This window comes from Cupriavidus sp. UBA2010 (genome assembly GCF_002335265.1).
In the GTDB taxonomy this organism is placed as follows: domain Bacteria; phylum Pseudomonadota; class Gammaproteobacteria; order Burkholderiales; family Burkholderiaceae; genus Cupriavidus; species Cupriavidus metallidurans.
This window is the reverse complement of sequence record NZ_DDCI01000033.1, coordinates 481,966-501,451: the sequence shown is the minus strand read 5'-3', so window position 1 is coordinate 501,451 and position 19,486 is coordinate 481,966. Positions and strand designations below refer to the sequence as shown.

16 protein-coding genes are annotated in these 19,486 nt (G+C 64.4%); 11 read left to right on the top strand and 5 right to left on the bottom strand.

Features of this window, described 5'->3' with window-relative positions; all coding sequences use genetic code 11:
• Positions 1-37: 37 nt before the first annotated feature.
• From B2246_RS26080 to B2246_RS26065, 4 genes are all read left to right on the top strand, one after another.
• Complete coding sequence (locus B2246_RS26080; protein ID WP_411431813.1) at positions 38-844, top strand: TIGR00730 family Rossman fold protein; 807 nt, start codon at positions 38-40, stop codon at positions 842-844.
• Positions 845-1,018: 174 nt separating this feature from the next.
• On the top strand, positions 1,019-1,438 hold the full coding sequence (locus B2246_RS26075; RefSeq protein ID WP_008649820.1) for a DUF2782 domain-containing protein: 420 nt from the start codon (positions 1,019-1,021) through the stop codon (positions 1,436-1,438).
• A 169-nt stretch (positions 1,439-1,607) separates the two neighbouring features.
• Positions 1,608-2,594, top strand: a complete 987-nt coding sequence (locus B2246_RS26070) for a homoserine kinase (RefSeq protein ID WP_008649819.1) — start codon at positions 1,608-1,610, stop codon at positions 2,592-2,594.
• A 6-nt stretch (positions 2,595-2,600) separates the two neighbouring features.
• Positions 2,601-3,404 (top strand): BPSS1780 family membrane protein, encoded by an 804-nt coding sequence (locus B2246_RS26065; protein ID WP_008649812.1) that lies wholly within the window; start codon positions 2,601-2,603, stop codon positions 3,402-3,404.
• A gap of 49 nt (positions 3,405-3,453) precedes the next feature.
• Here the strand turns inward: B2246_RS26065 and B2246_RS26060 are convergent, their stop codons facing one another.
• Positions 3,454-5,817 (bottom strand): UvrD-helicase domain-containing protein, encoded by a 2,364-nt coding sequence (locus B2246_RS26060; protein ID WP_035884802.1) that lies wholly within the window; start codon positions 5,815-5,817, stop codon positions 3,454-3,456.
• Between the two features lie 218 nt (positions 5,818-6,035).
• On the opposite strand from B2246_RS26060, the gene B2246_RS26055 reads away from it, so the two are divergent.
• Both B2246_RS26055 and galU read left to right on the top strand, forming a co-directional pair.
• Positions 6,036-8,903, top strand: coding sequence for a valine--tRNA ligase (locus tag B2246_RS26055; RefSeq protein WP_008649810.1), 2,868 nt, complete (start codon positions 6,036-6,038; stop codon positions 8,901-8,903).
• A gap of 114 nt (positions 8,904-9,017) precedes the next feature.
• Positions 9,018-9,917, top strand: coding sequence for a UTP--glucose-1-phosphate uridylyltransferase GalU (gene galU, locus B2246_RS26050; protein WP_008649809.1), 900 nt, complete (start codon positions 9,018-9,020; stop codon positions 9,915-9,917).
• A gap of 107 nt (positions 9,918-10,024) precedes the next feature.
• Here galU and B2246_RS26045 read toward each other — a convergent pair whose 3' ends face one another.
• On the bottom strand, positions 10,025-10,345 hold the full coding sequence (locus B2246_RS26045; protein ID WP_008649808.1) for a hypothetical protein: 321 nt from the start codon (positions 10,343-10,345) through the stop codon (positions 10,025-10,027).
• Between the two features lie 187 nt (positions 10,346-10,532).
• Between B2246_RS26045 and B2246_RS26040 the strand changes: the two genes are divergently transcribed.
• Positions 10,533-11,300 carry a gamma-glutamylcyclotransferase gene (locus B2246_RS26040; protein WP_286881546.1) on the top strand — a complete coding sequence of 256 codons (768 nt, stop codon included), beginning with the start codon at positions 10,533-10,535 and terminating at the stop codon, positions 11,298-11,300.
• Between the two features lie 21 nt (positions 11,301-11,321).
• On the top strand, positions 11,322-12,131 hold the full coding sequence (locus B2246_RS26035; protein ID WP_152415051.1) for an ankyrin repeat domain-containing protein: 810 nt from the start codon (positions 11,322-11,324) through the stop codon (positions 12,129-12,131).
• 35 nt (positions 12,132-12,166) lie between these two features.
• Here B2246_RS26035 and B2246_RS26030 read toward each other — a convergent pair whose 3' ends face one another.
• Positions 12,167-13,867: a long-chain fatty acid--CoA ligase gene (locus B2246_RS26030; protein ID WP_186424894.1), complete on the bottom strand. Its 1,701-nt coding sequence runs from the start codon at positions 13,865-13,867 to the stop codon at positions 12,167-12,169.
• 234 nt (positions 13,868-14,101) lie between these two features.
• Here B2246_RS26030 and trxA point away from each other — a divergent pair, with 234 nt between their 5' ends.
• Positions 14,102-14,944: a thioredoxin gene (trxA, locus tag B2246_RS26025; protein WP_286881552.1), complete on the top strand. Its 843-nt coding sequence runs from the start codon at positions 14,102-14,104 to the stop codon at positions 14,942-14,944.
• Positions 14,945-14,975: 31 nt separating this feature from the next.
• Here the strand turns inward: trxA and B2246_RS26020 are convergent, their stop codons facing one another.
• Positions 14,976-15,458 (bottom strand): bacteriohemerythrin, encoded by a 483-nt coding sequence (locus B2246_RS26020; protein ID WP_029307313.1) that lies wholly within the window; start codon positions 15,456-15,458, stop codon positions 14,976-14,978.
• Positions 15,459-15,591: 133 nt separating this feature from the next.
• Here B2246_RS26020 and B2246_RS26015 point away from each other — a divergent pair, with 133 nt between their 5' ends.
• Positions 15,592-16,170 carry an AAA family ATPase gene (locus B2246_RS26015; RefSeq protein ID WP_008646249.1) on the top strand — a complete coding sequence of 193 codons (579 nt, stop codon included), beginning with the start codon at positions 15,592-15,594 and terminating at the stop codon, positions 16,168-16,170.
• Here the strand turns inward: B2246_RS26015 and tcdA are convergent.
• Positions 16,159-17,013: a tRNA cyclic N6-threonylcarbamoyladenosine(37) synthase TcdA gene (tcdA, locus tag B2246_RS26010; protein WP_008646250.1), complete on the bottom strand. Its 855-nt coding sequence runs from the start codon at positions 17,011-17,013 to the stop codon at positions 16,159-16,161. The two genes, B2246_RS26015 and tcdA, sit on opposite strands and share 12 nt — an antisense overlap.
• Before the next feature lie 194 nt (positions 17,014-17,207).
• Between tcdA and B2246_RS26005 the strand changes: the two genes are divergently transcribed.
• On the top strand, positions 17,208-19,409 hold the full coding sequence (locus tag B2246_RS26005) for an AsmA family protein (RefSeq protein ID WP_286881556.1): 2,202 nt from the start codon (positions 17,208-17,210) through the stop codon (positions 19,407-19,409).
• The last annotated feature ends 77 nt before the right edge of the window (positions 19,410-19,486 follow it).

Here is a 19,486-nt window from a genome sequence, read left to right as displayed (position 1 = left end):
CGATAAAGCGGCCGCACATGCTGCTGCCATTGCCGCCATGGCCGATGCCGCCGAGGCAGGCAAAGGCCCCGACGAGCAGGAAGCTGCCGCACGCGATGCGGCAGCGCGCGCGAATCCGCGCAAGATGATTCCAAGCCTGCGCGCGTTGGCCGATGAAGACCGCGCCACGGCCAAGAAGGCGCGCGCCTCGTGGCAAATGTTCACGATTATGGCAGAGTTCATCGAGGCGACCGAGTACCTTTCGGAGATCCGCCCGGCCGTCTCGATCTACGGCAGCGCGCGCCTGCGCGAGGACTCGCCTTACTACCAGAAGACCATCGAAATCGCCCGGCTGTTCTCGGATGCCGGCTTTGCCGTCATCTCCGGCGGAGGCCCCGGCATCATGGAAGCGGCCAACAAGGGCGCGCACGCGGGCAAGTCCGCCAGTGTCGGCCTGAATATCGAATTGCCCCACGAGCAACAGGGCAATCCGTACCAGGACATCGCCATGCGGTTCCGCCACTTCTTCACGCGCAAGGTCACGTTCGTGAAGAATTCAGATGCATTCATCGTCATGCCGGGCGGCTTCGGCACCCTGGACGAACTGGCCGAAGTGCTGACGCTGGTACAAACCGGCAAGTCTCGTTCCGTGCCCGTGGTGATGTATGGCAGCCGCTTCTGGAAGGGCCTGCTCGACTGGTTCCGTTTCACGCTGCTGCCGATGGGCCTGATCGCCGAGCACGATCTGGACCTGATGAAGATCGTCGACGAGCCGCAGGAAGTGCTCGAAGCCGTCTACGAGTACTACGAAAAGCGCGGCGGAGAGCATCCGATTCCGCCCAAGGAAGAAATGTTCTATCTGTAAGGCATGGACGCCCGCCGGCGGTGCTGGCGGGTGGACGCTAGGGCACGAGAGCGGCCCGGAACCGACAGGAATTGCTAGAATGGAAGCATTCTCCTGCCAGATCCGGCACCGCCGGGTCCTTGCAGGCCAAATCCGCGTCGCTGGGCAGCTGGCCCGCACGCACAGGAGCCCCAGATGACTTCCCCTTCGCATACGGGTGCCAGGCTCGCCAATGTCCCGACGGCCATTGGCCGTCATGGCTACCTTCTTGCGCTTGCTGCAGCTGCGCTTGCACTGACTGTGACCACCCATGCCGTGGCCCAGGACAACGCGGAAAGCAATGCGCTGACCCAGCAGGAACTGAACGAAATCAACAACCAACCGATCGCCCCTGCCGCGAAGAGCGAGATCAACAAACCGCGCGAGCCGAGCTTCGTGCTGCGCGAGCGCGATGGCACGCAGGTGACCGAGTACCGCAACAAGGGTCGGGCCACCGATATCCAGGTTCAGTCCGGTTTCGGCACCAAGTACGAAATGAGCAAGCCCGAAGACAGCTCGCCCAAGATTCGTGACCATGACGTGAACCGCGTGCCGTCCGTGAACCTGAAGTTCTGATACGGCAGCCTTTCCCGTTATCCTGATTGTCTTTTTACCCACGATCCTCGCCGGGCGCTCGCGCCTGGCGAAGGTCGCGCCGGCCCTCCGGCAGTGATGCCGCGGCGGCGAACCGCCATTGCCATCCGCCCTCGGTTCGTCGCGTCCCGAATTGCACCAACAGAACAGTATGGCCGTTTTCACCACGGTCTCGCAGGACGAGATCGCCCGCTGGCTGCTTGACTATGACCTTGGCGAAGTGCGCGCGCTGCGCGGCATTGCCTCGGGCATCGAGAACAGCAACTTTTTCCTGACCATGGAGCAGGATGGCGTCACACGTGAGTACGTACTGACGATCTTTGAACGGCTGCAATTCGACCAGCTGCCGTATTACCTGCACCTGATGGACCATCTGGCACGGCACGGCATCTGCGTGCCGGCGCCGATGCCAGCCCGCGACGGCGAGATCCTGCGCGAACTGAAGGGCAAGCCGGCGACCATCGTCACGCGCCTGCCCGGCGCCTCGCAACTTGCACCGCAGCCCGACCATTGCGCCGAAGTCGGCGCAATGCTGGCGCGCATGCATATCGCCGGCCAGGACTATCCACGCAAGCAGCCGAATCTGCGCAGCCTGGCGTGGTGGCAGCAGACCACCCCGGAAATCACGCCTTTCCTCGATGCCGCGCAGCGCAAGCTGCTGACCGAGGAAATCGCGCACCAGACCGCGTTTTTCGGCGGCGGTGACTACGCCGCGCTGGAGGGTGGCCCTTGCCACTGCGACCTGTTCCGCGACAACGCGCTGTTCGACACTGACAGCGCCGGCAACCACCGGCTCGGCGGCTTCTTCGATTTCTACTTTGCCGGCGACGACAAATGGCTGTTCGACCTGGCCGTCACCGTCAACGACTGGTGCATCGACCTCGCGACCGGCACCATCGACATGGAACGTGCGCAGGCCATGCTGCGGGCTTATCATGCGGTCAGGCCCCTGACGGCAGTGGAGGCGGCGCACTGGCAAGATATGCTGCGCGCCGGCGCGCTGCGCTTCTGGGTATCGCGCCTGTGGGACTTCTACCTGCCGCGCGAGGCCGATATGCTCCAGCCGCACGATCCGACCCACTTCGAACGCATCCTGCGCCGCCGCATCGACGACGCCGCAGCGCTCCCCTGGATCTGATTCGCCATGCAACTACTGGAAGTTTCCGCCAAGGAAGGCTACGTCTGGTTCCGCCAGGGCATCTGGCTGTTCCGCAAGAACCCGCTGGCATTCCTGATGCTGTTGTTTATCTATCTGATTGCCGCGCAGTTGGCGATCTTCGTGCCGCTGTTCGGCATCATCGCGCTGCTGGTGTTCACCCCAGGCCTGTCTGTGGGCGTGATGACCGCCTGCCGCGACGTCATCCAGAACAAGCGTGTATTGCCCACGATATTGCTATCGGGCTTCCGCACGAACGGGAAACAGGCCACCCGCAACCTGCTGGTGCTGGGTGGCATTTACGCGGTGCTGGTGTTCGCGCTGAGCTTCATCGCCACGGCCGTGGTCGACATCAGCGCACTGGCGCCGATGGTGCTCAAGGGCGAGGAGCCCTCCGGCGAAGCGGTACGGCAACTGTATTACGCACTGTTGATCGGCGCGCTGCTGTACACACCGGTGGCAATGATGTTCTGGTTTGCGCCGATGCTCGCCGCCTGGCATGGCGTGCCGCCCGTCAAGGCGCTGTTCTTCAGCTGGACCGCCTGCTGGCGCAACCGTGGCGCGTTCTTCACCTACGCCCTGCTGTTCGCGCTGTTGCTGGTGGTAGTGCCGCTGTTCCTCGAGGTAGTGTTCGCCTCGATCGGCGCGGATACCGTGCTGTCGTTCCTGATCACGCCGTACTCGCTGCTGATGCTGGCGATCCTCTACTGCTCGTTCTACGCGACGTACCGCGGCTGCTTCAACATCGCGCCGCCGGGTGAGACGGCGAACGATAGCGTGGCGCAGTCCTGATCCTCTTTTCTCCCCGCTTCCACGTGCGGAAGTGGGGAGACCCCCCTCATCAATCGATCGCGTCCAGCTTCGCCACCGACAGCGCCAGCCACTTGGTGCCGTGGCGCTTGAAGTCGATGTTCGCGCGCGCATCGGCGCCCTCGCCTTCCAGCGCCTTGATCTTGCCTTCCCCGAACTTGTTGTGGAACACGCTCTGGCCCACGCGGAATCCAGTGGCCGCGGCGCGCTTTTCTTCGGCGTAGTTCTTGCCGGTGTCCATGCCGCCGGTCGGCTTGACGCCCGTATAGGGCACATCCTCGGCACGCTTGAACCAGTCGCGGCCCCACGCGCTTTCGCGCTCGGATGACTGGCGTCCGCTGCCCGAGCCATAGGTACCGTAGGCCTGGCCCTGCGGAGTGATCCACTTCAGCGAGGCCTCGGGAAGCTCCTCGAAGAAGCGCGACCGCACGTGATAGCGCATCTGGCCGTGCAGCACGCGACTTTGGGCGAACGACAGATAAAGCCGTTCCCGCGCGCGGGTGATGGCCACATACATCAGGCGACGCTCTTCCTCCAGACCGTCGGCCTCCATCGCGCTGTTCTCGTGCGGGAACAGCCCTTCCTCGAGCCCGGTGATGAACACCACATTGAACTCGAGCCCCTTGGCCGCGTGCACGGTCATCATCTGCACCGCATCCTGGCCGGCCTGCGCCTGGTTGTCTCCCGCCTCCAGCGACGCGTGGGTCAGGAACGCCACCAGCGGCGTCATCACCACGGGCAACTGTTCGGGGTCCAGCACCTGCTGGTCCTGTTCGCCCTGCGCCAGCGCCGGCGTGGCATCGCGGTTCGCCGGCAGCATGCGGCCCAGCGCCTCGAGCCCGTAGCCTTCCTCGACCACGAATGCCTGCGCGGCCGTCACCAGTTCCTGCAAGTTCTCGATGCGGTCCTGACCTTCCTTCTCGGTCTGGTAGTGCGTCATCAGGCCGCTGGTGTTGGTCACGTACTCGACCGTTTGCGCCAGCGTCATCCGGCTGGTCTCGGCACGCATCTGCTCGATCAGCCTGATGAAGGCGCCCAACGAGCTACCGGCCTTGCCGGGCACGTAGGCCACCGCTTCGGCCAACGAACAGTTGTATTGCCGCGCCGCGTCCTGCAGCACTTCGAGCGACTTCGCGCCGATGCCGCGCGTGGGGAAATTGACCACCCGCCCGAATGCGGCGTCATTGCGCGGGTTCTCGATCAACTGCAGGTAGGCCAGCGCGTGCTTCACTTCGGCGCGCTCGAAGAAGCGCAGGCCGCCGTACACCCGGTACGGGATACCCGACGAGAACAGCGCGTGTTCGATGACCCGCGACTGCGCATTGCTGCGATAGAGGATCGCAATCTCCGAGCGCGACATGCCCTGCGCAATCTGGTCGCGGATTTCTTCGACGATCCAAGAGGCTTCCTGGCCGTCCGAACCTGCCTGGAACACGCGCACGGGCTCGCCGTGCCCGGCGTCAGTGCGCAGGTTCTTGCCCAGTCGGCGCGCATTGTGCGAGATCAGGTGGTTGGCCGAATCGAGGATATGCCCGTGCGAACGGTAGTTCTGCTCGAGCTTGATCAGGTGGCGAACGCGGAATTCCTGCTCGAAGTCGCGCATATTGCCGACGTTGGCGCCACGGAACGCGTAGATGCTCTGGTCGTCGTCGCCCACGGCGAACACCGCCGCGGCATTGCCCGAGCCGTAGCCGGCCAGCAGCTTGAGCCACTGGTACTGCAGCACGTTGGTGTCCTGGAACTCGTCGACAAGCACGTGGCGGAAACGGTGCTGGTAGTGCTGGCGGATCGCGTCGTTGTAACGCAGCAGTTCGTAGCAGCGCAGCAACAACTCGGCGAAGTCGACCACACCCTCACGCTGGCACTGCTCGTCGTAGGCCGCGTACAGGTCGACGAAGCGACGATTGAAATCGTCATTGGCTTCGACGTCGGCCGGGCGCAGGCCCTGCTCCTTGGCGTTGTTGATGAAATACTGGAGATTCTTGGGCGGGTACTTCTCGTCGTCGACGTTCAGCCCCTTGAGCAGGCGCTTGATCGCCGAGAGCTGGTCCTGCGAGTCCAGGATCGCGAATGTCTGCGGCAGGCCGGCGTCACGGAAATGCGCGCGCAGCATCCGGTTGCACAGGCCATGGAACGTGCCGATCCACATGCCCCGGGTGTTGATCGGCAACATCGACGACAGCCGGGTCTGCATCTCCTTGGCGGCCTTGTTCGTGAAGGTCACCGCCAGGATGCCGGCCGGGGACACACGGCCGTTCTGGATCAGCCACGCGATCCGCGTGGTCAGCACACGGGTCTTGCCACTGCCCGCACCGGCCAGGATCAGGGCCGGCTCGTCAGGTAATGTGACGGCGGCGAGTTGTTCAGCATTGAGATTGGCGAGCAGACTGGACATCGGAGCAGGGCCGGAAGGATAGGCCGCAATTATACCGATGGCCCCCGCCGCGCCCTGGCAGCAATGACAGCATTCGCCCGCCCGGGCCACCTTCCGGCGCCGAAATGCGCACCGGAACCCCGCCTCCCCTATAATTTGACGTTTTCCCGGCCCAATGCCGCGGCGCGCCGATCCGCCAGCCGGCCAGAGCCCTGACCCGCACATCTCGACATCCCAGCATGACCGCAGAAGACCAGTCCCTAGCCAAGAGCTTCGAACCCGCCGCCATCGAGGCGAAATGGGGCCCAGAATGGGAGCGGCGCGGCATTGCCCAGCCCACGTTCGACGCCAATCGCCCCGATTTCGCCATCCAGCTGCCGCCGCCCAATGTGACCGGCACGCTGCACATGGGCCATGCGTTCAACCAGACGATCATGGACGGCCTGACTCGCCACGCACGTATGCGCGGCGCCAACACGCTGTGGGTGCCGGGCACCGACCACGCCGGCATCGCCACGCAGATCGTGGTGGAACGCCAGCTCGAGGCGCAAGGCGTATCGCGCCACGACCTGGGCCGCGCCAAGTTCACCGAGAAGGTCTGGGAGTGGAAGGAAGAATCGGGCTCGACGATCACGCGTCAGGTGCGCCGCATGGGCGCGTCGATCGACTGGACGCGCGAGTACTTCACGATGTCGCCCGAGATGTCGAAGGCCGTGACCGAGGTATTCGTCCGCCTGCATGAGCAAGGCCTGATCTACCGTGGCAAGCGGCTGGTGAACTGGGATCCGGTGCTTGGCACCGCCGTGTCCGATCTGGAAGTCGACAGCGTCGAGGAAGACGGTTCGCTGTGGCACATCCACTACCCGCTGGCCGAGCCGGACACCGTACGCGGCCTGACCCACCTGACCGTGGCCACCACCCGTCCCGAGACGATGCTCGGCGACACGGCGGTGATGGTGCACCCCGAGGATGAGCGCTACGCCCACCTGATCGGCAAGTTCGTGCATCTGCCGCTGACCGATCGCAAGATCCCGGTCATCGCCGACGAATACGTGGATCGCGAGTTCGGCACCGGTGTGGTCAAGGTGACCCCGGGCCACGACTTCAACGACTACGCGGTGGGTCAGCGCCACAACCTGCCGCAACTGTCGATCCTGACGCTCGACGCGAAGATCGTCGCCGATGCGCCGGCCGCCTACGCCGGCATGGACCGCTTCGACGCGCGCAAGAAGATGGTGGCAGACCTTGAGGCGCAGGGCCTGCTGGGCGAGGTCAAGAAGCACAAGCTGATGGTGCCGCGCAGCGAGCGCACCAGCAGCGTGATCGAACCGATGCTGACGGACCAGTGGTTCGTGGCCATGAGCAAGCCGGCCCCGGAAGGCACATTCAACCCGGGCCGCTCGATCGCCGAAGTCGCGCTCGAGGCCGTGCAGAGCGGTGAAATCAAGCTCGTACCGGAAAACTGGATCAGCACGTACAACCAGTGGCTGTCGAACATCCAGGACTGGTGTATCAGCCGCCAGCTCTGGTGGGGCCACCAGATTCCCGCCTGGTACGACGATGCCGGCAACTGTTTCGTGGCGCGCACCGAAGAGGAAGCACGCGCGAAGGCCCAGGCCGCCGGCAGCACCGGCGCGCTGCGCCGCGAGGAAGACGTGCTCGACACGTGGTTCTCGTCTGCGCTGGTTCCGTTCTCGTCGCTGGGCTGGCCCGAGAACACGCCCGAGATCCAGCACTTCCTGCCGTCGTCGGTGCTTGTGACCGGCTACGACATCATCTTCTTCTGGGTGGCGCGCATGGTCATGATGACCAAGCACTTCACCGGCAAGGTGCCGTTCCACACCGTGTACGTGCACGGCCTGGTGCGGGACTCCGAAGGCAAGAAGATGAGCAAGTCCGAGGGCAACACGCTCGATCCGGTGGACCTGATCGACGGTATCTCGCTCGAGCCGCTGCTCAAGAAGCGCACCACCGGCCTGCGTCGTCCGAAGGATGCGCCGAAGATCGAATCGAAGACGAAGAAGGAATTCCCGGACGGCATTCCCGCATTCGGCGCCGACGCGCTGCGCTTCACGTTTGCGTCGCTGGCCACGCTGGGTCGCAACATCAACTTCGACACTGGCCGCTGCGAGGGCTATCGCAACTTCTGCAACAAGCTCTGGAACGCCACGCGTTTCGTGCTGATGAACACCGAGGGCCATGACTGCGGCATGGGCCCGTGCAACAACGATTGCGGCCCGGACGGCTACCTGCACTTCTCGCAGGCCGACCGCTGGATCGTATCGCTGCTGCAGCGCGTGGAAGCGGAAGTCGAGAAGGGCTTCGCCGAGTACCGCTTCGACAACATCGCCAGCGCGATCTACAAGTTTGTCTGGGACGAATACTGCGACTGGTACCTGGAGATGGCCAAGGTCCAGATCCAGACCGGGACCGAAGCCCAGCAACGCGCCACGCGCCGCACGCTGCTGCGCGTGCTGGAAACGGTGCTGCGTCTGGCCCACCCGATCATCCCGTTCATCACCGAGGAACTGTGGCAGAAGGTGGCCCCGCTGGCCGGCCGCGCCAAGGGCGATGGCAGCGAGTCGATCGCCACGCAGGATTACCCGCTGAGCGCCGCGGCCAAGATCGACGAAGCCGCCGAAGCCTGGGTGGCCCGCCTCAAGTCGGTGGTCGACGCCTGCCGCAACCTGCGCGGCGAGATGAATATCTCGCCGGCCCAGCGCATCCCGCTCTATGCTCAGGGAGACAGCACGTTCCTGAAGGAAGCGGCGGCGCAAATCCAGGCGCTGGCGAAACTTTCCGAGGTCAAGGTGTTCGAAGACGAGGCCACGCTGCAGAAGGAAGGCGCCGGCGCCCCTGTGGCGATCGCCGACGGCAACCACCTGCTTCTCAAGATCGAGATCGACGTGGCTGCCGAACGCGTGCGCCTGGGCAAGGAGATCGACCGTATCTCCGGCGAAATCGGCAAATGCCGTGGCAAGCTGTCCAATGAGAGCTTCGTCGCCAAGGCACCGCCGGCTGTCGTGGCTCAGGAAACGCAGCGTTTGTCCGATTTCGAACAGACGCTGGTCAAGCTTCAGGATCAACTACAGCGATTGCCTGCCTGAGCGTAAAAAGTGCTTCCCCGGTTTCGTGCCGACTGCAGCGTCGGACGGAACCGGACAGACGGCACCCCTACCGTTACGGCACGGTATCACTCCGGATAAACAAGGAAGGCTGAAATGGAAAACCGCGTCACCAAGGCCGTCTTTCCCGTTGCAGGGCTAGGCACCCGGTTTCTGCCCGCCACCAAGGCGAGCCCCAAGGAAATGCTGCCCGTGGTCGACAAGCCACTGATCCAGTACGCCGTGGAAGAAGCCATGGCCGCAGGCATTACCGAGATGATCTTCGTCACCGGGCGCTCCAAGCGCGCCATCGAGGATCACTTCGACAAGGCTTACGAACTGGAAGCGGAACTCGAGGCCAAGAACAAGCAGGCACTGCTCGATGTGGTGCGTTCGATCAAGCCGGCGAACGTCGAGTGCTATTACGTGCGCCAGCCCGAGGCGCTGGGCCTGGGTCACGCGGTGCTTTGCGCCGCCAAGCTCGTGGGCGACACGCCGTTTGCCGTGATGCTCGCCGACGACTTGCTCGACGGTGGCAAGGACCTGCCCGTGATGAAGCAGATGGTGGATATCTACAACCACTACAACTGCTCGGTACTCGGCGTCGAAGAGATCGCGCCAGAGCAAAGCCGCTCGTATGGCGTGATCGACGGCCGCGAGTGGGACGACCGCGTGATCAAGATGTCCGCCATCGTCGAGAAGCCGGCACCCGAGAATGCGCCGTCGAACCTGGGCGTGGTGGGTCGCTACATTCTCACCCCGCGCATCTTCGACCATATCCGCGAGCTGAAGCCGGGCGCCGGCGGCGAGATCCAGCTCACCGACGCCATCCAGTCGATGCTCGACCAGGAACAGGTGCTGGCCTATCGCTACAAAGGCGTGCGGTACGACTGCGGCAGCAAGCTCGGCTATCTGAAGGCGACCGTCGAATTCGCCCTCAGGCACCCCGAGGTGCGCGACGAGTTCAGCGCCTATCTGTCGCAGCGCTGCACCAGCCCGTCGAGCGTACCCGCCTGACATCCGCCTGAAAAAACGAAGCCGCCCCGGAAGAGGCGGTTTCGGCTGGAAGGCAGAAAAAACCCCGCTTTGTTACCGAAGCGGGGTTTTTCTTTTTTCCGGGGCGGTCAGAAACCGATTGCCGCGCTGCCGACATCCACGCGCACCTTGTCGCGATCGAGCAGCCGGCCGGCGTGCCGGGCATAGTCCTGCGCCCATTCCGGATGGGTGGCAAAGCGATTTTCGCCCGAGAACTTCGCCACGTTCAGGATCTTGTCGATCACCAGGACCTTGCCGACCGGACTCGACGCCTGGCAATCCAGCTCGGCGTATTCGCGGTCAAACCAGCGCCAGGCGGCATCCTCGGTCACCGCGGCGAGTTCACTGTCGCCCAGCGTAAATTCAAATTCCTTGCCACTGCCGAACACTACGGTCAGGGTACGCGCCATTGCCGGTTCTCCGAAAATCTCCGAGGATGAGGCCCCTATTGTAGTGACTTGCCGCCGGATCAGGGCGGGCGGAAGAACTAGGCCGTTGGAACAAACCGTTGCCGACCGTTGCCTTGTACACACACCCCTGCTGGCATCTGTGGTTTCCTTGCGACGCATCAATGCGCTTTGGATTATGCTGTCAAACATGGCCATTACGCGACAGGACCTCGAATCGGACAGGCTGCGCACATCGTTGTGCAGCACGCCGGTCGCGTCCTCGTTATTGCCAGAAGCCGATGTGGAGCGTTCGCTCTGCGACGCGCTCGGCGCCCGGCCCGAGACACCCGGTCTGAACGGCGATGTCTGGCTGTTTGGCTATGGCTCTCTGATCTGGAATCCGATGGTGGTCCATACGGATCGCAGGCTGGCCACCGTGCATGGCTACCATCGAGGCTTCTATCTCTATTCCCGCATCAATCGGGGCACATGGGACAATCCGGGCCTCGTGCTCGGCCTGGATCGTGGCGGTTGCTGCACCGGCATGGTATTCCGCATCCCCGGGCACGTGATCGAGCAGGAATTCCGCGTGCTGTGGCGCCGCGAGATGCTGACCGGCGCCTATCATCCGCGCTGGCTGCGCGTGAGAGTCGGCAATGCGCCGGACGCACCCGAGCAGCGCGCGCTGGCCTTTGTCATGAACCGCGAGCATTCGGCCTACGCTGGCCGCCTGCCAGACGAACGCGTGGTGGCCTGCCTGCGCCATGCCTGTGGTCTATATGGCCCGGCGCGCGAGTATCTCCAGCAAACCCTGCTTGGCCTGACAACGAATGGCGTGGACGATCCGTACCTGGGACGCCTGTGGCGCCAGCTCCAGGAAAGCGATGCCGCCGAGTCCAACGGCGCCGCAACGCGGGCGAGTGTCGCCAGCGCTGACGCCGTCGAGTCCATTACCCAGCCGCACGAAACTGTCTGATCGATCCTGTCACCTGCCAACATGACGCGCTCCCAGACCCGTCCCCGCCGCCAGGCACTTGCCGAGATACTTGGGCTGATGGGATTGCTGGTCGCTGGGGGGTTGCTGGCCGGCCAGGGCGGGCAGACGCTGGCCCGCTCGGTGGGTGGACTGGGCGGCGCATCCGCGCCGATGCCTTCTCGCCCGTGGCACGGCAGCAATCACACACCCCTGCCGTCGCGCGGGGACGGCATGGCCGCCCTCGACCACAACCTGATCACGGCAGCCAGTATCGGCGACCTCGACCTGGTCAATCGGCTGCTCAAGGCCGGCGCATCGGCCCAGGCCACGGACGAACGCGGACGTACCGCTCTGCTCGCGGCGGTCTACAACCGTCGCGGCGATGTCACGCGGGTGCTGGTTCAGGCTGGGGCGGACGTCAACCGCAAGGACGATGAAGGCAACAGCCCATTCCTGCTGGCGGCGGCCACGAACCAGATCGACGTGGTACGGCTGGCCCTGTCGCATGGCGCGGACCTGAACAGCACCGACCGCTACGACGGCACGGCGCTGATCGCCGCAAGCCAGCACGGCAATGTGGAAATCGTGAAGCTGCTGCTCAGCGCGGGCGTCCCGGTGGACCGGGTGAACCAGTTGGGCTGGACGGCACTGCTGGAAGCCATCATCCTCGGCGACGGCAGTTCGCGCTACGAAGATATCGTCCAGGCACTGCTGGACGCCGGGGCCGATGCCAACCTGGCCGATCGCGAAGGCGTCACGCCGTCGCGCCATGCGAGGGAGCGTGGCTACAAGACGATGGTGCGGATGCTGATGCGGGCCCGCGGCCACTGAGTTTCCAGTGCCGCGGGGTGTTACGCCTCACCTGATCAGCCAGCCTGACGCGCGTTTTCCGTTTCCTGCAGTTGGCGCCACATCACCTTGCCGGTGCCGGACTTCGGCAGGGCATCGACGAACTCGACCACGCGCGGATACTTGTACGCGGCCATGTGCTCCTTGGCCCATTCGATGATGTCTTCCGGCTGGGTCTTGCCCTTGGCATCCGCGCGCAGCACCACCACCGCCTTCACCGTTTCGCCGCGATAGGCATCGCGCGTGCCGATGATGCAGGCTTCCTGCACGGCCGGATGCTTGTACAGCAGGTTTTCCACTTCCGCCGGCCACACCTTGAAGCCCGAGGCATTGATCATGCGCTTCAGACGATCGGTGATGAAGAAGTAGCCTTCCTCGTCCATGCGGCCGAGGTCGCCGGTGCGGAAGTACGTCTGGCCCTCGAACTCGATGAACGCATCGCGCGTGGCGTCAGGCTTGCCCCAGTAACCCTTGAACACCTGCGGACCGCGCACGATGATCTCGCCCACCTCGTTCGGCGCCAGTTCCTTCAGCGTGACCGGATCGACCACGCGCGCGTCGGTGTTGAACGTCGGCACGCCCAGGCACTGCAGCTTCGGGCGATCGGCCGGGTTGCTGTGCGTCGGCGCCATCGTTTCCGACAGGCCGTAGCCTTCCAGATAGTTCAGGCCGAACTGGGTCTTCAGGCGCTCCGCCACGGCCTGCGGCATCGCCGCACCGCCCCCGCCGATATAGCGCAGGCTGCTCATGTCGAACGACGCCAGGTTCGGACTGCCCAGGAAGTCGATCACCATCGTCGGGATATTGGTCCAGTGCGTGACCTGGTAGCGCGAGATCAGGTGGCCAGCCACTTCGCGATCCCAGCGCGGCAGCATTACCACCGTCGCGCCGCTATAGATCGGACCGTTCATGCCGTACTGCATCCCCGTCACGTGGAACAGCGGCAGCACCGACAGGATTACTGATTCCGCGCCGCTGCCCGACCACGTCGAGCCGCCGACGATGTTGTGCATCACCGAGCGATGGGTATGAATGCAACCTTTCGGGAAGCCGGTGGTGCCGGAGGTGTACGGCATCACGGCCATGTCATCCGGTCCGGCGGTATGCGGGCCTGGCTTCAGGCCGGCGGCAAGCGCCTTGGCCCACGGCGTGGCGTTGTCCGGCAGCGGATGCTCGGCGGTGAGCCAGGCCGGCGGCGCGTCCTCGGGATGCTCGTGGGTCGGCGGCAGGGCATCGGCGTATTGAGTCACGAGCAGATGCTGGAGGCGCTCATCGGCAGGCAGCTCGGCGTCGGCCTGCATCACGCCCGCGGCCAGATCCGCCGTGCAGATGGCCACGCGCGCCTGGCCGTCTGTCACGTAATGCTTGAATTCCTCGGACCGGTTCATCGGATTGACCGGCACCACCACGGCATCGGCACGCAGGATCGCGTAGTAGCTGATGATGAACTGCGGGCAGTTCTGCATGTAGAGCAACACGCGATCGCCCTTCTTCACCCCTGCCTTCTGCTGCAGCCAGCCTGCCAGCGCGGTGGCTTGCGCCTCCAGCTCACGGAACGTGATCGCATTGCCGAAATAGCGAATCGCCGCCTTGTCCGCATAACGGTGCGCCGAGACTTCGAGGTTGTACCAGAGCGAAGTCTCCGGCAGCACGATGCTCGTCGGCACCCGCTTGGGCCAGAACTGGAAATGGGGGCGAACGGACGGCGTTGTGGTCATGGTGTCTCCTGCGGACGGTCGGACGTCGACCGGATTTCTGGAATCGCTAGCGTCGCGAGGTAGGCCTCGCGTATCGGTCAAGCAATATAACTGAACGACCGTTCTATTTTCAACAGGATGTTTTCCCACCCCTCCCCCACGTGGGGTTGCTGAGGTTGTTTTCGGCGCTTACGCCCTCACAATAAGAAGGTCAGGCCGTACCCGACGGTCTTTTCAATTCCGAGGTGCAGAACAATGAGCGACGTCACCCTGCAGAACTTTGAAGCCGATGTCATTGAGATGTCGCGCCAGGTCCCCGTGCTAGTCGACTTCTGGGCGCCGTGGTGCGGCCCGTGCCGCACGTTGGGACCGATGCTGGAAAAGCTGGAAGCGGAATCTGGCGGCAAGTGGCGGCTGGCAAAGGTCAACGTCGACGAAAACCAGGAACTCGCCGCCCATTTCGGCGTGCGCAGCATTCCGCATGTGGTGGCATTTGCCGACGGGCAGGCCGTCGACCAGTTCATCGGCGTGCTACCGGAATCGCAACTGCGGGAATTCCTGGATCGCCTGACGCCGAATCCGGGCGAGTTGGCGCTGCGCGAAGCCGTCGAACTGGCCGCCGCTGGCGACCGCGAAGCCGCGCAGGCGTCGTTCCAGGCGGCACTGGCCTACGATCCGGGCGCAGACACCGCACGCCTGACGTACATCGGGTTCCTGCTGGACGGCAACAAGATCGCCGATGCGGAAACCGAGTTCGGTCTGCTCTCTCCGCGTGCCACGCAGGAAGATGCGTATGCCGCGCTGCAAACGCGCCTTGAAGCCATGAAGGGAGTGGGCGATCTGCCCGATGGCGCCGAACTGAAGGCGCGGGTGGCGGCGAATCCGGCCGATCTGCCAGCGCGACTGGATCTGGCGCATCTGCTGATCGCCCGGCGCGAGTACGAAGCCGCGCTTGAGCAACTGCTGGAAATCGTGCGGAGCGACCGCGGGTTCGAAGACGACGTCGGCCGCAAGACCATGCTCTCGGTGTTCGAGCTCATGGGCGACGACCCGGCGGTATCACGGTGGCGCCGCCAGCTCGCCACTGTCCTGAACTGAGTTTGAGGTAGCTGACGGTCCAGCCGGACCGTCAGGCCGCTGGCGCCTCGACCAGCGAGAAGCCGTTGGCTTTCATGTGCTCGACCATCATCGTGTCCATCGACTTCACGTGATTGTCGAACCACCCCGACAACTCACCCGTCAGGCGGCGGCCCAGCGACAGCGCGCCCTTGCCCGGACCCTCGGGGTCAGCCCGTTCCTCCACGATCTTGTCGCGCACGGCCTTGGCCACGGACATCACACCCTGATGCTCGTTGGTGTGGCAGAAGCGCGGGCCGAACTGCATCGCTTCCATCCACTGCTCCTCCTGCTCGAAGTGGTGGCGCGTATGCTCGATCCACTCCTCGAAAGCGGCCAGGAAACCGGCATCGTCGGCTTTTTCCATGGCGGCGAGCAACTGGAGGAATTCGGCGTGCGTGGCATCGGTGACGGGCTCGCCAAGGCGCAGATCGTCGGGCAGGCCTTCGGCCGAAAGGCCGGCGTAGGGGTCGGCGTAGGAGTCGGTATTGGTCATGGAACCGCAGGATAAGGAAGCCGTGAACAGTCGGCAAGCATACCCATTCCGCACCGGTCTGGTCTGATTTCCCGCAAACGGCGCGGCAAATGACGCTATCCTTGCGGCTCATGCCTCACGCTGGACACGTGCGATGCCACGATTGATTTTCTTCTGCGGCCATGCCGGTACCGGTAAGACCACCCTCGCCCACAAGCTGATCGGCCCGCTGATGCAGGCCACCGGCGAACCCTTCTGCCTGCTGGACAAGGACACGCTCTACGGCCGCTACAGCGCCGCCGCGATGCGGGCGATCACTGGCGATCCGAATGATCGCGACAGCCCCGCCTATCTCGACAACCTGCGGGACCCCGAATACGAAGGCCTGCTCGATACCGCTCGTGAAAACCTGATGCTCGGTATCAGCGTGATCGTGGTCGGCCCGCTCTCGCGCGAAATCCGCGCGCACCAACTCACCGACCCCTCGTGGCTGCGTGTACCCGAAGGCACGCGGACCCATGTCGTCTGGGTGCACCTGCCCGAAAGCGAAGCGCAGGCCCGAATCGTGCGGCGCGGCAACCCCAACGACGCCTACAAGCTCGCCCACTGGGACGCCTATCGCACGCGCCGCTTCCTGCCCGAGCCGGCGGAATATCCCGAACTGATCTACTTCGACAACGTCGCGCCCCAAGAGGCGGACATCAAGCGGCTGCTCGCGGCATTAGCCGCCTGAGGCAATCGCCCCGATCACGGCCGAAGCAGCCACGAAGCCGAACACGGCAGTCACGGCCACCGAGGAGCCAAAACCCGCGCAGGCCAGCCCCTGCGGGCCCTGGCGTGGCGCGGGCGGCACCTCGTCGATCTCGCACGCCTGCTGTTCGGGCTCGGGATAGCGCAGCGGTTCGTCAGAGTAGACAGCCTGGATGCCGAACTTCTTCTTCGGATCACGCGGAAAGCCCCACTGGCGCCGCAGGTTGCCACGAACCTTGGCCAGCAGCGGGTCCTGGATCGTGCGGGCCAGATCCTCGATGCGCACGCGCGTCGGGTCGAGCTGACCGCCCGCCCCGCCACACGTGATCACGCGAGCATCCTCGCGGCGCGCCCATCCGAGGATCGCGGTCTTGACCTTCACGGCATCAATAGCGTCGATCACGTAGTCGAACCCCGACAACAGGGCCTGCACGTTGTCCTCGGTCACGAAGTCGTCCACGGCCGTCACGCGGCAGCGCGGGTTGATCGCCACGATACGTTCGGCCATCGCGTCCACCTTGGCACGGCCATAGGCGTCGCCCAGCGCATGGATCTGCCGGTTCGTATTCGATGCCGCGATGTGGTCCAGGTCGATCAGCGTCAGGCGGCCCACAGCGTTGCGAGCCAATGCCTCGGCTGCCCAGCTTCCCACCCCGCCGATGCCGATCACGCAGACATTGGCCGCTTCGAGCCGCGCCATGCCTTCGGCGCCATACAGGCGCGCAACGCCGCCAAAGCGGCGATGATAGTCATCGTCCTCGGGGCTTTCGTGAGACAACGGCGCAGGCAGGTCCTGCGTCGCGAGAGGCGTGGGGGTAAGGGTCATGCGTTCTTGTTGCTGTGTCTGCCGGCACCGGCTGCCGACGAACCGTGCCGGCATTTTATGCCAGCCGCCGCCTCCGGGTCGGCGCCAGAATTCTGAAAGTCAGTCAAAGGCGGACAAACGCATTGGCATTGCCTCCCTACAATAGGCATAGTGGTTGATCCGCCGCATGGCTGACACCAGGAGATAACTTTCCCATGCCCGCCTCGCACCGCCGCCGCACGATCGCTCTCTTGAGCCTGTTCACGCCCCTGGCGCTGATCGCGCTGGTGGTCGTCGTCGTCCTGACCTTCGACTGGAATCGTATCAAGCCGTGGCTCAACGACAAGGTCACACAGGCCATCGGCCGCCCGTTCGCCATCAACGGTGACCTGACGGTGACCTGGAAACGTGCCGAGGGCGAAGCCGGCTGGCGCACGCTGGTGCCGTGGCCCCGCCTGTCGGCCAAGGACATCACGGTCGGCAACCCGGACTGGGCCAAGCAGCCGAGCCTCGCCACCATCCGCGAGCTGATCTTTATCCTGCGGCCAGCCCCCCTCCTGACGCACGAGATCAGCGTGCCAACGATCGTGGTGGACAGCCCGGCCGTCTGGCTCGAACGCCTGGCCGACCGCCGTAACAACTGGACATTCGATACTGGACCGGAAACCGGCGAGTCGCCGTGGCATCTCGATGTTGGCGAAATCGTGCTGGAACGCGGCAACCTGTCCCTGAACGACGGCGCGGAGAAGATCGAGTTGCAGGCCACGCTCGACACCATCGGCGACCAGCCACTCTACGATCAGGAACGCGACGGCGCGCTGGCCCCGCCCGCTGACGCCTCGGCGGCTTCCGCAGGCGCGCCAAACAAGACGGAAAGCAAACCCGAAAGCCGGTATGGCATCCGCTGGAAGGTCGTCGGCCATTACAACCAGGCCACGATCAATGCGACGGGCAAGGCCGGCACCGCGCTGAGTCTGCGCGACACCAGCAAACCTTTCCCACTCCAGGCCGATGTACGCGTCGGCGGCACGCGGGCCCGAATCGAGGGAACGCTGACCAATCCGGCGGAACTGGGTGCGCTGGACGTGAGTCTGGTGCTGTCCGGCGACAACATGGCGCGGCTCTACGCGCTGACCGGCGTGGTACTGCCATCCACGCCGCCGTACGAAACACGCGGCCGGCTGGTGGCCACACTCAAGAAAGGCGCATCGTCCTATACATACCGAAATTTCACGGGCAAGGTTGGCAGCAGTGACCTCGGTGGCACGCTGACGTTCGCGCAGCGCGCGCCACGACCGCTGCTGTCCGGTGAGCTGGTGTCGAAACAGCTGCTGTTCGCCGACCTCGCGCCGATCATCGGCGCCGAGGCCAAGCCCGGCCAGGCCGCCGCGGAAAGCACGGTCAAGCAGCCCGCGAACAAGGTGCTGCCAGTGGCGCCCTTTCATACCGAGCGCTGGGATGCCATCGATGCTGACGTGACGTTCACGGGAGAGCGCATCGTTCGCGACGAAACGCTGCCGATCACGAAACTGGCCACGCACGTCAAGCTGACCGATGGTGTGTTGCGGCTCGATCCCCTCAATTTCGGCCTGGCCGGCGGCAACCTCGTCTCGACGATCCAGCTCGATGGCAAGCGCGAGCCGATGGCCGCCATGATCGACATGCACGCCCGCCATCTGCAGATCCGGCAGCTTTTCCCGAAGATCGAATCGATGCACGCGAGCGTCGGCGAGGTCAACGGCGGTGCCAGGCTGACCGCCACCGGCAACTCGGTCGCGGCGCTGCTCGGCTCGGCGAACGGCGAAGCCCGGCTGCTGGTCGAGAATGGCACGGTCAGCAAGTTCATCCTCGAGGCAATCGGCCTGAACGTCGGCAGCGTGGTGATTTCGAAGCTCTTCGGCGACAAGCCGGTGCAGATCAATTGCGGCGTCAGCGCGTTCGGCTTCACCAATGGCGTGGCCCAGGCGCAGACGTTTGTGCTCGACACGCAGGATGCCGTGGTCAAGACGGATGGCGCGATCGACTTCAAGGAAGAGCAGCTGGCACTGACGATTCATCCCGATTCCAAGGGGTTACGCATCTTCTCGCTGCGCTCGCCGCTCTACGTCGGAGGAACATTCAAGAAGCCGTCCGTCAGTCCGAACTACGCCATCCTGGCACTGCGCGCCGGCAGCGCGCTGGCGCTGGCATTTACGGCGCCTGTCGCGCTGGTGGTCCCCCTGCTCGACATCTCGCCGCCCGAGGACAGCCAGTGCGGCAAGCTGCTGGCGAACCTGAAAAAGCGGCCCGTCATTGCCACGCCGCCGGGCAAGCCCGGTCCAAAGAACCGGCAGCCCGCATCCAGCCCGCCTGCCTCCGCCGCACCGCACAATCCGTCGCGTCCTGCCAACGATGCGCAGCTCTATCAGGGGGGCTGAAGACCGACCATGGATTCCGCATAGCTTCCACGCAACAGATCGTTGAAAGAATCTGTTGCGGATTTGCACTTCCCCCC

Bases quoted from the DNA above. Each gene is read 5' to 3' on its own strand.
- B2246_RS26080 (WP_411431813.1), top strand. From the start codon at position 38: ATGGCCGATGCCGCCGAGGCAGGCAAAGGCCCCGACGAGCAGGAAGCT.
- B2246_RS26075 (WP_008649820.1), top strand. From the start codon at position 1,019: ATGACTTCCCCTTCGCATACGGGTGCCAGGCTCGCCAATGTCCCGACG.
- B2246_RS26070 (WP_008649819.1), top strand. From the start codon at position 1,608: ATGGCCGTTTTCACCACGGTCTCGCAGGACGAGATCGCCCGCTGGCTG.
- B2246_RS26065 (WP_008649812.1), top strand. From the start codon at position 2,601: ATGCAACTACTGGAAGTTTCCGCCAAGGAAGGCTACGTCTGGTTCCGC.
- B2246_RS26060 (WP_035884802.1), bottom strand. From the start codon at position 5,817: ATGTCCAGTCTGCTCGCCAATCTCAATGCTGAACAACTCGCCGCCGTC.
- B2246_RS26055 (WP_008649810.1), top strand. From the start codon at position 6,036: ATGACCGCAGAAGACCAGTCCCTAGCCAAGAGCTTCGAACCCGCCGCC.
- galU (WP_008649809.1), top strand. From the start codon at position 9,018: ATGGAAAACCGCGTCACCAAGGCCGTCTTTCCCGTTGCAGGGCTAGGC.
- B2246_RS26045 (WP_008649808.1), bottom strand. From the start codon at position 10,345: ATGGCGCGTACCCTGACCGTAGTGTTCGGCAGTGGCAAGGAATTTGAA.
- B2246_RS26040 (WP_286881546.1), top strand. From the start codon at position 10,533: ATGGCCATTACGCGACAGGACCTCGAATCGGACAGGCTGCGCACATCG.
- B2246_RS26035 (WP_152415051.1), top strand. From the start codon at position 11,322: ATGACGCGCTCCCAGACCCGTCCCCGCCGCCAGGCACTTGCCGAGATA.
- B2246_RS26030 (WP_186424894.1), bottom strand. From the start codon at position 13,867: ATGACCACAACGCCGTCCGTTCGCCCCCATTTCCAGTTCTGGCCCAAG.
- trxA (WP_286881552.1), top strand. From the start codon at position 14,102: ATGAGCGACGTCACCCTGCAGAACTTTGAAGCCGATGTCATTGAGATG.
- B2246_RS26020 (WP_029307313.1), bottom strand. From the start codon at position 15,458: ATGACCAATACCGACTCCTACGCCGACCCCTACGCCGGCCTTTCGGCC.
- B2246_RS26015 (WP_008646249.1), top strand. From the start codon at position 15,592: ATGCCACGATTGATTTTCTTCTGCGGCCATGCCGGTACCGGTAAGACC.
- tcdA (WP_008646250.1), bottom strand. From the start codon at position 17,013: ATGACCCTTACCCCCACGCCTCTCGCGACGCAGGACCTGCCTGCGCCG.
- B2246_RS26005 (WP_286881556.1), top strand. From the start codon at position 17,208: ATGCCCGCCTCGCACCGCCGCCGCACGATCGCTCTCTTGAGCCTGTTC.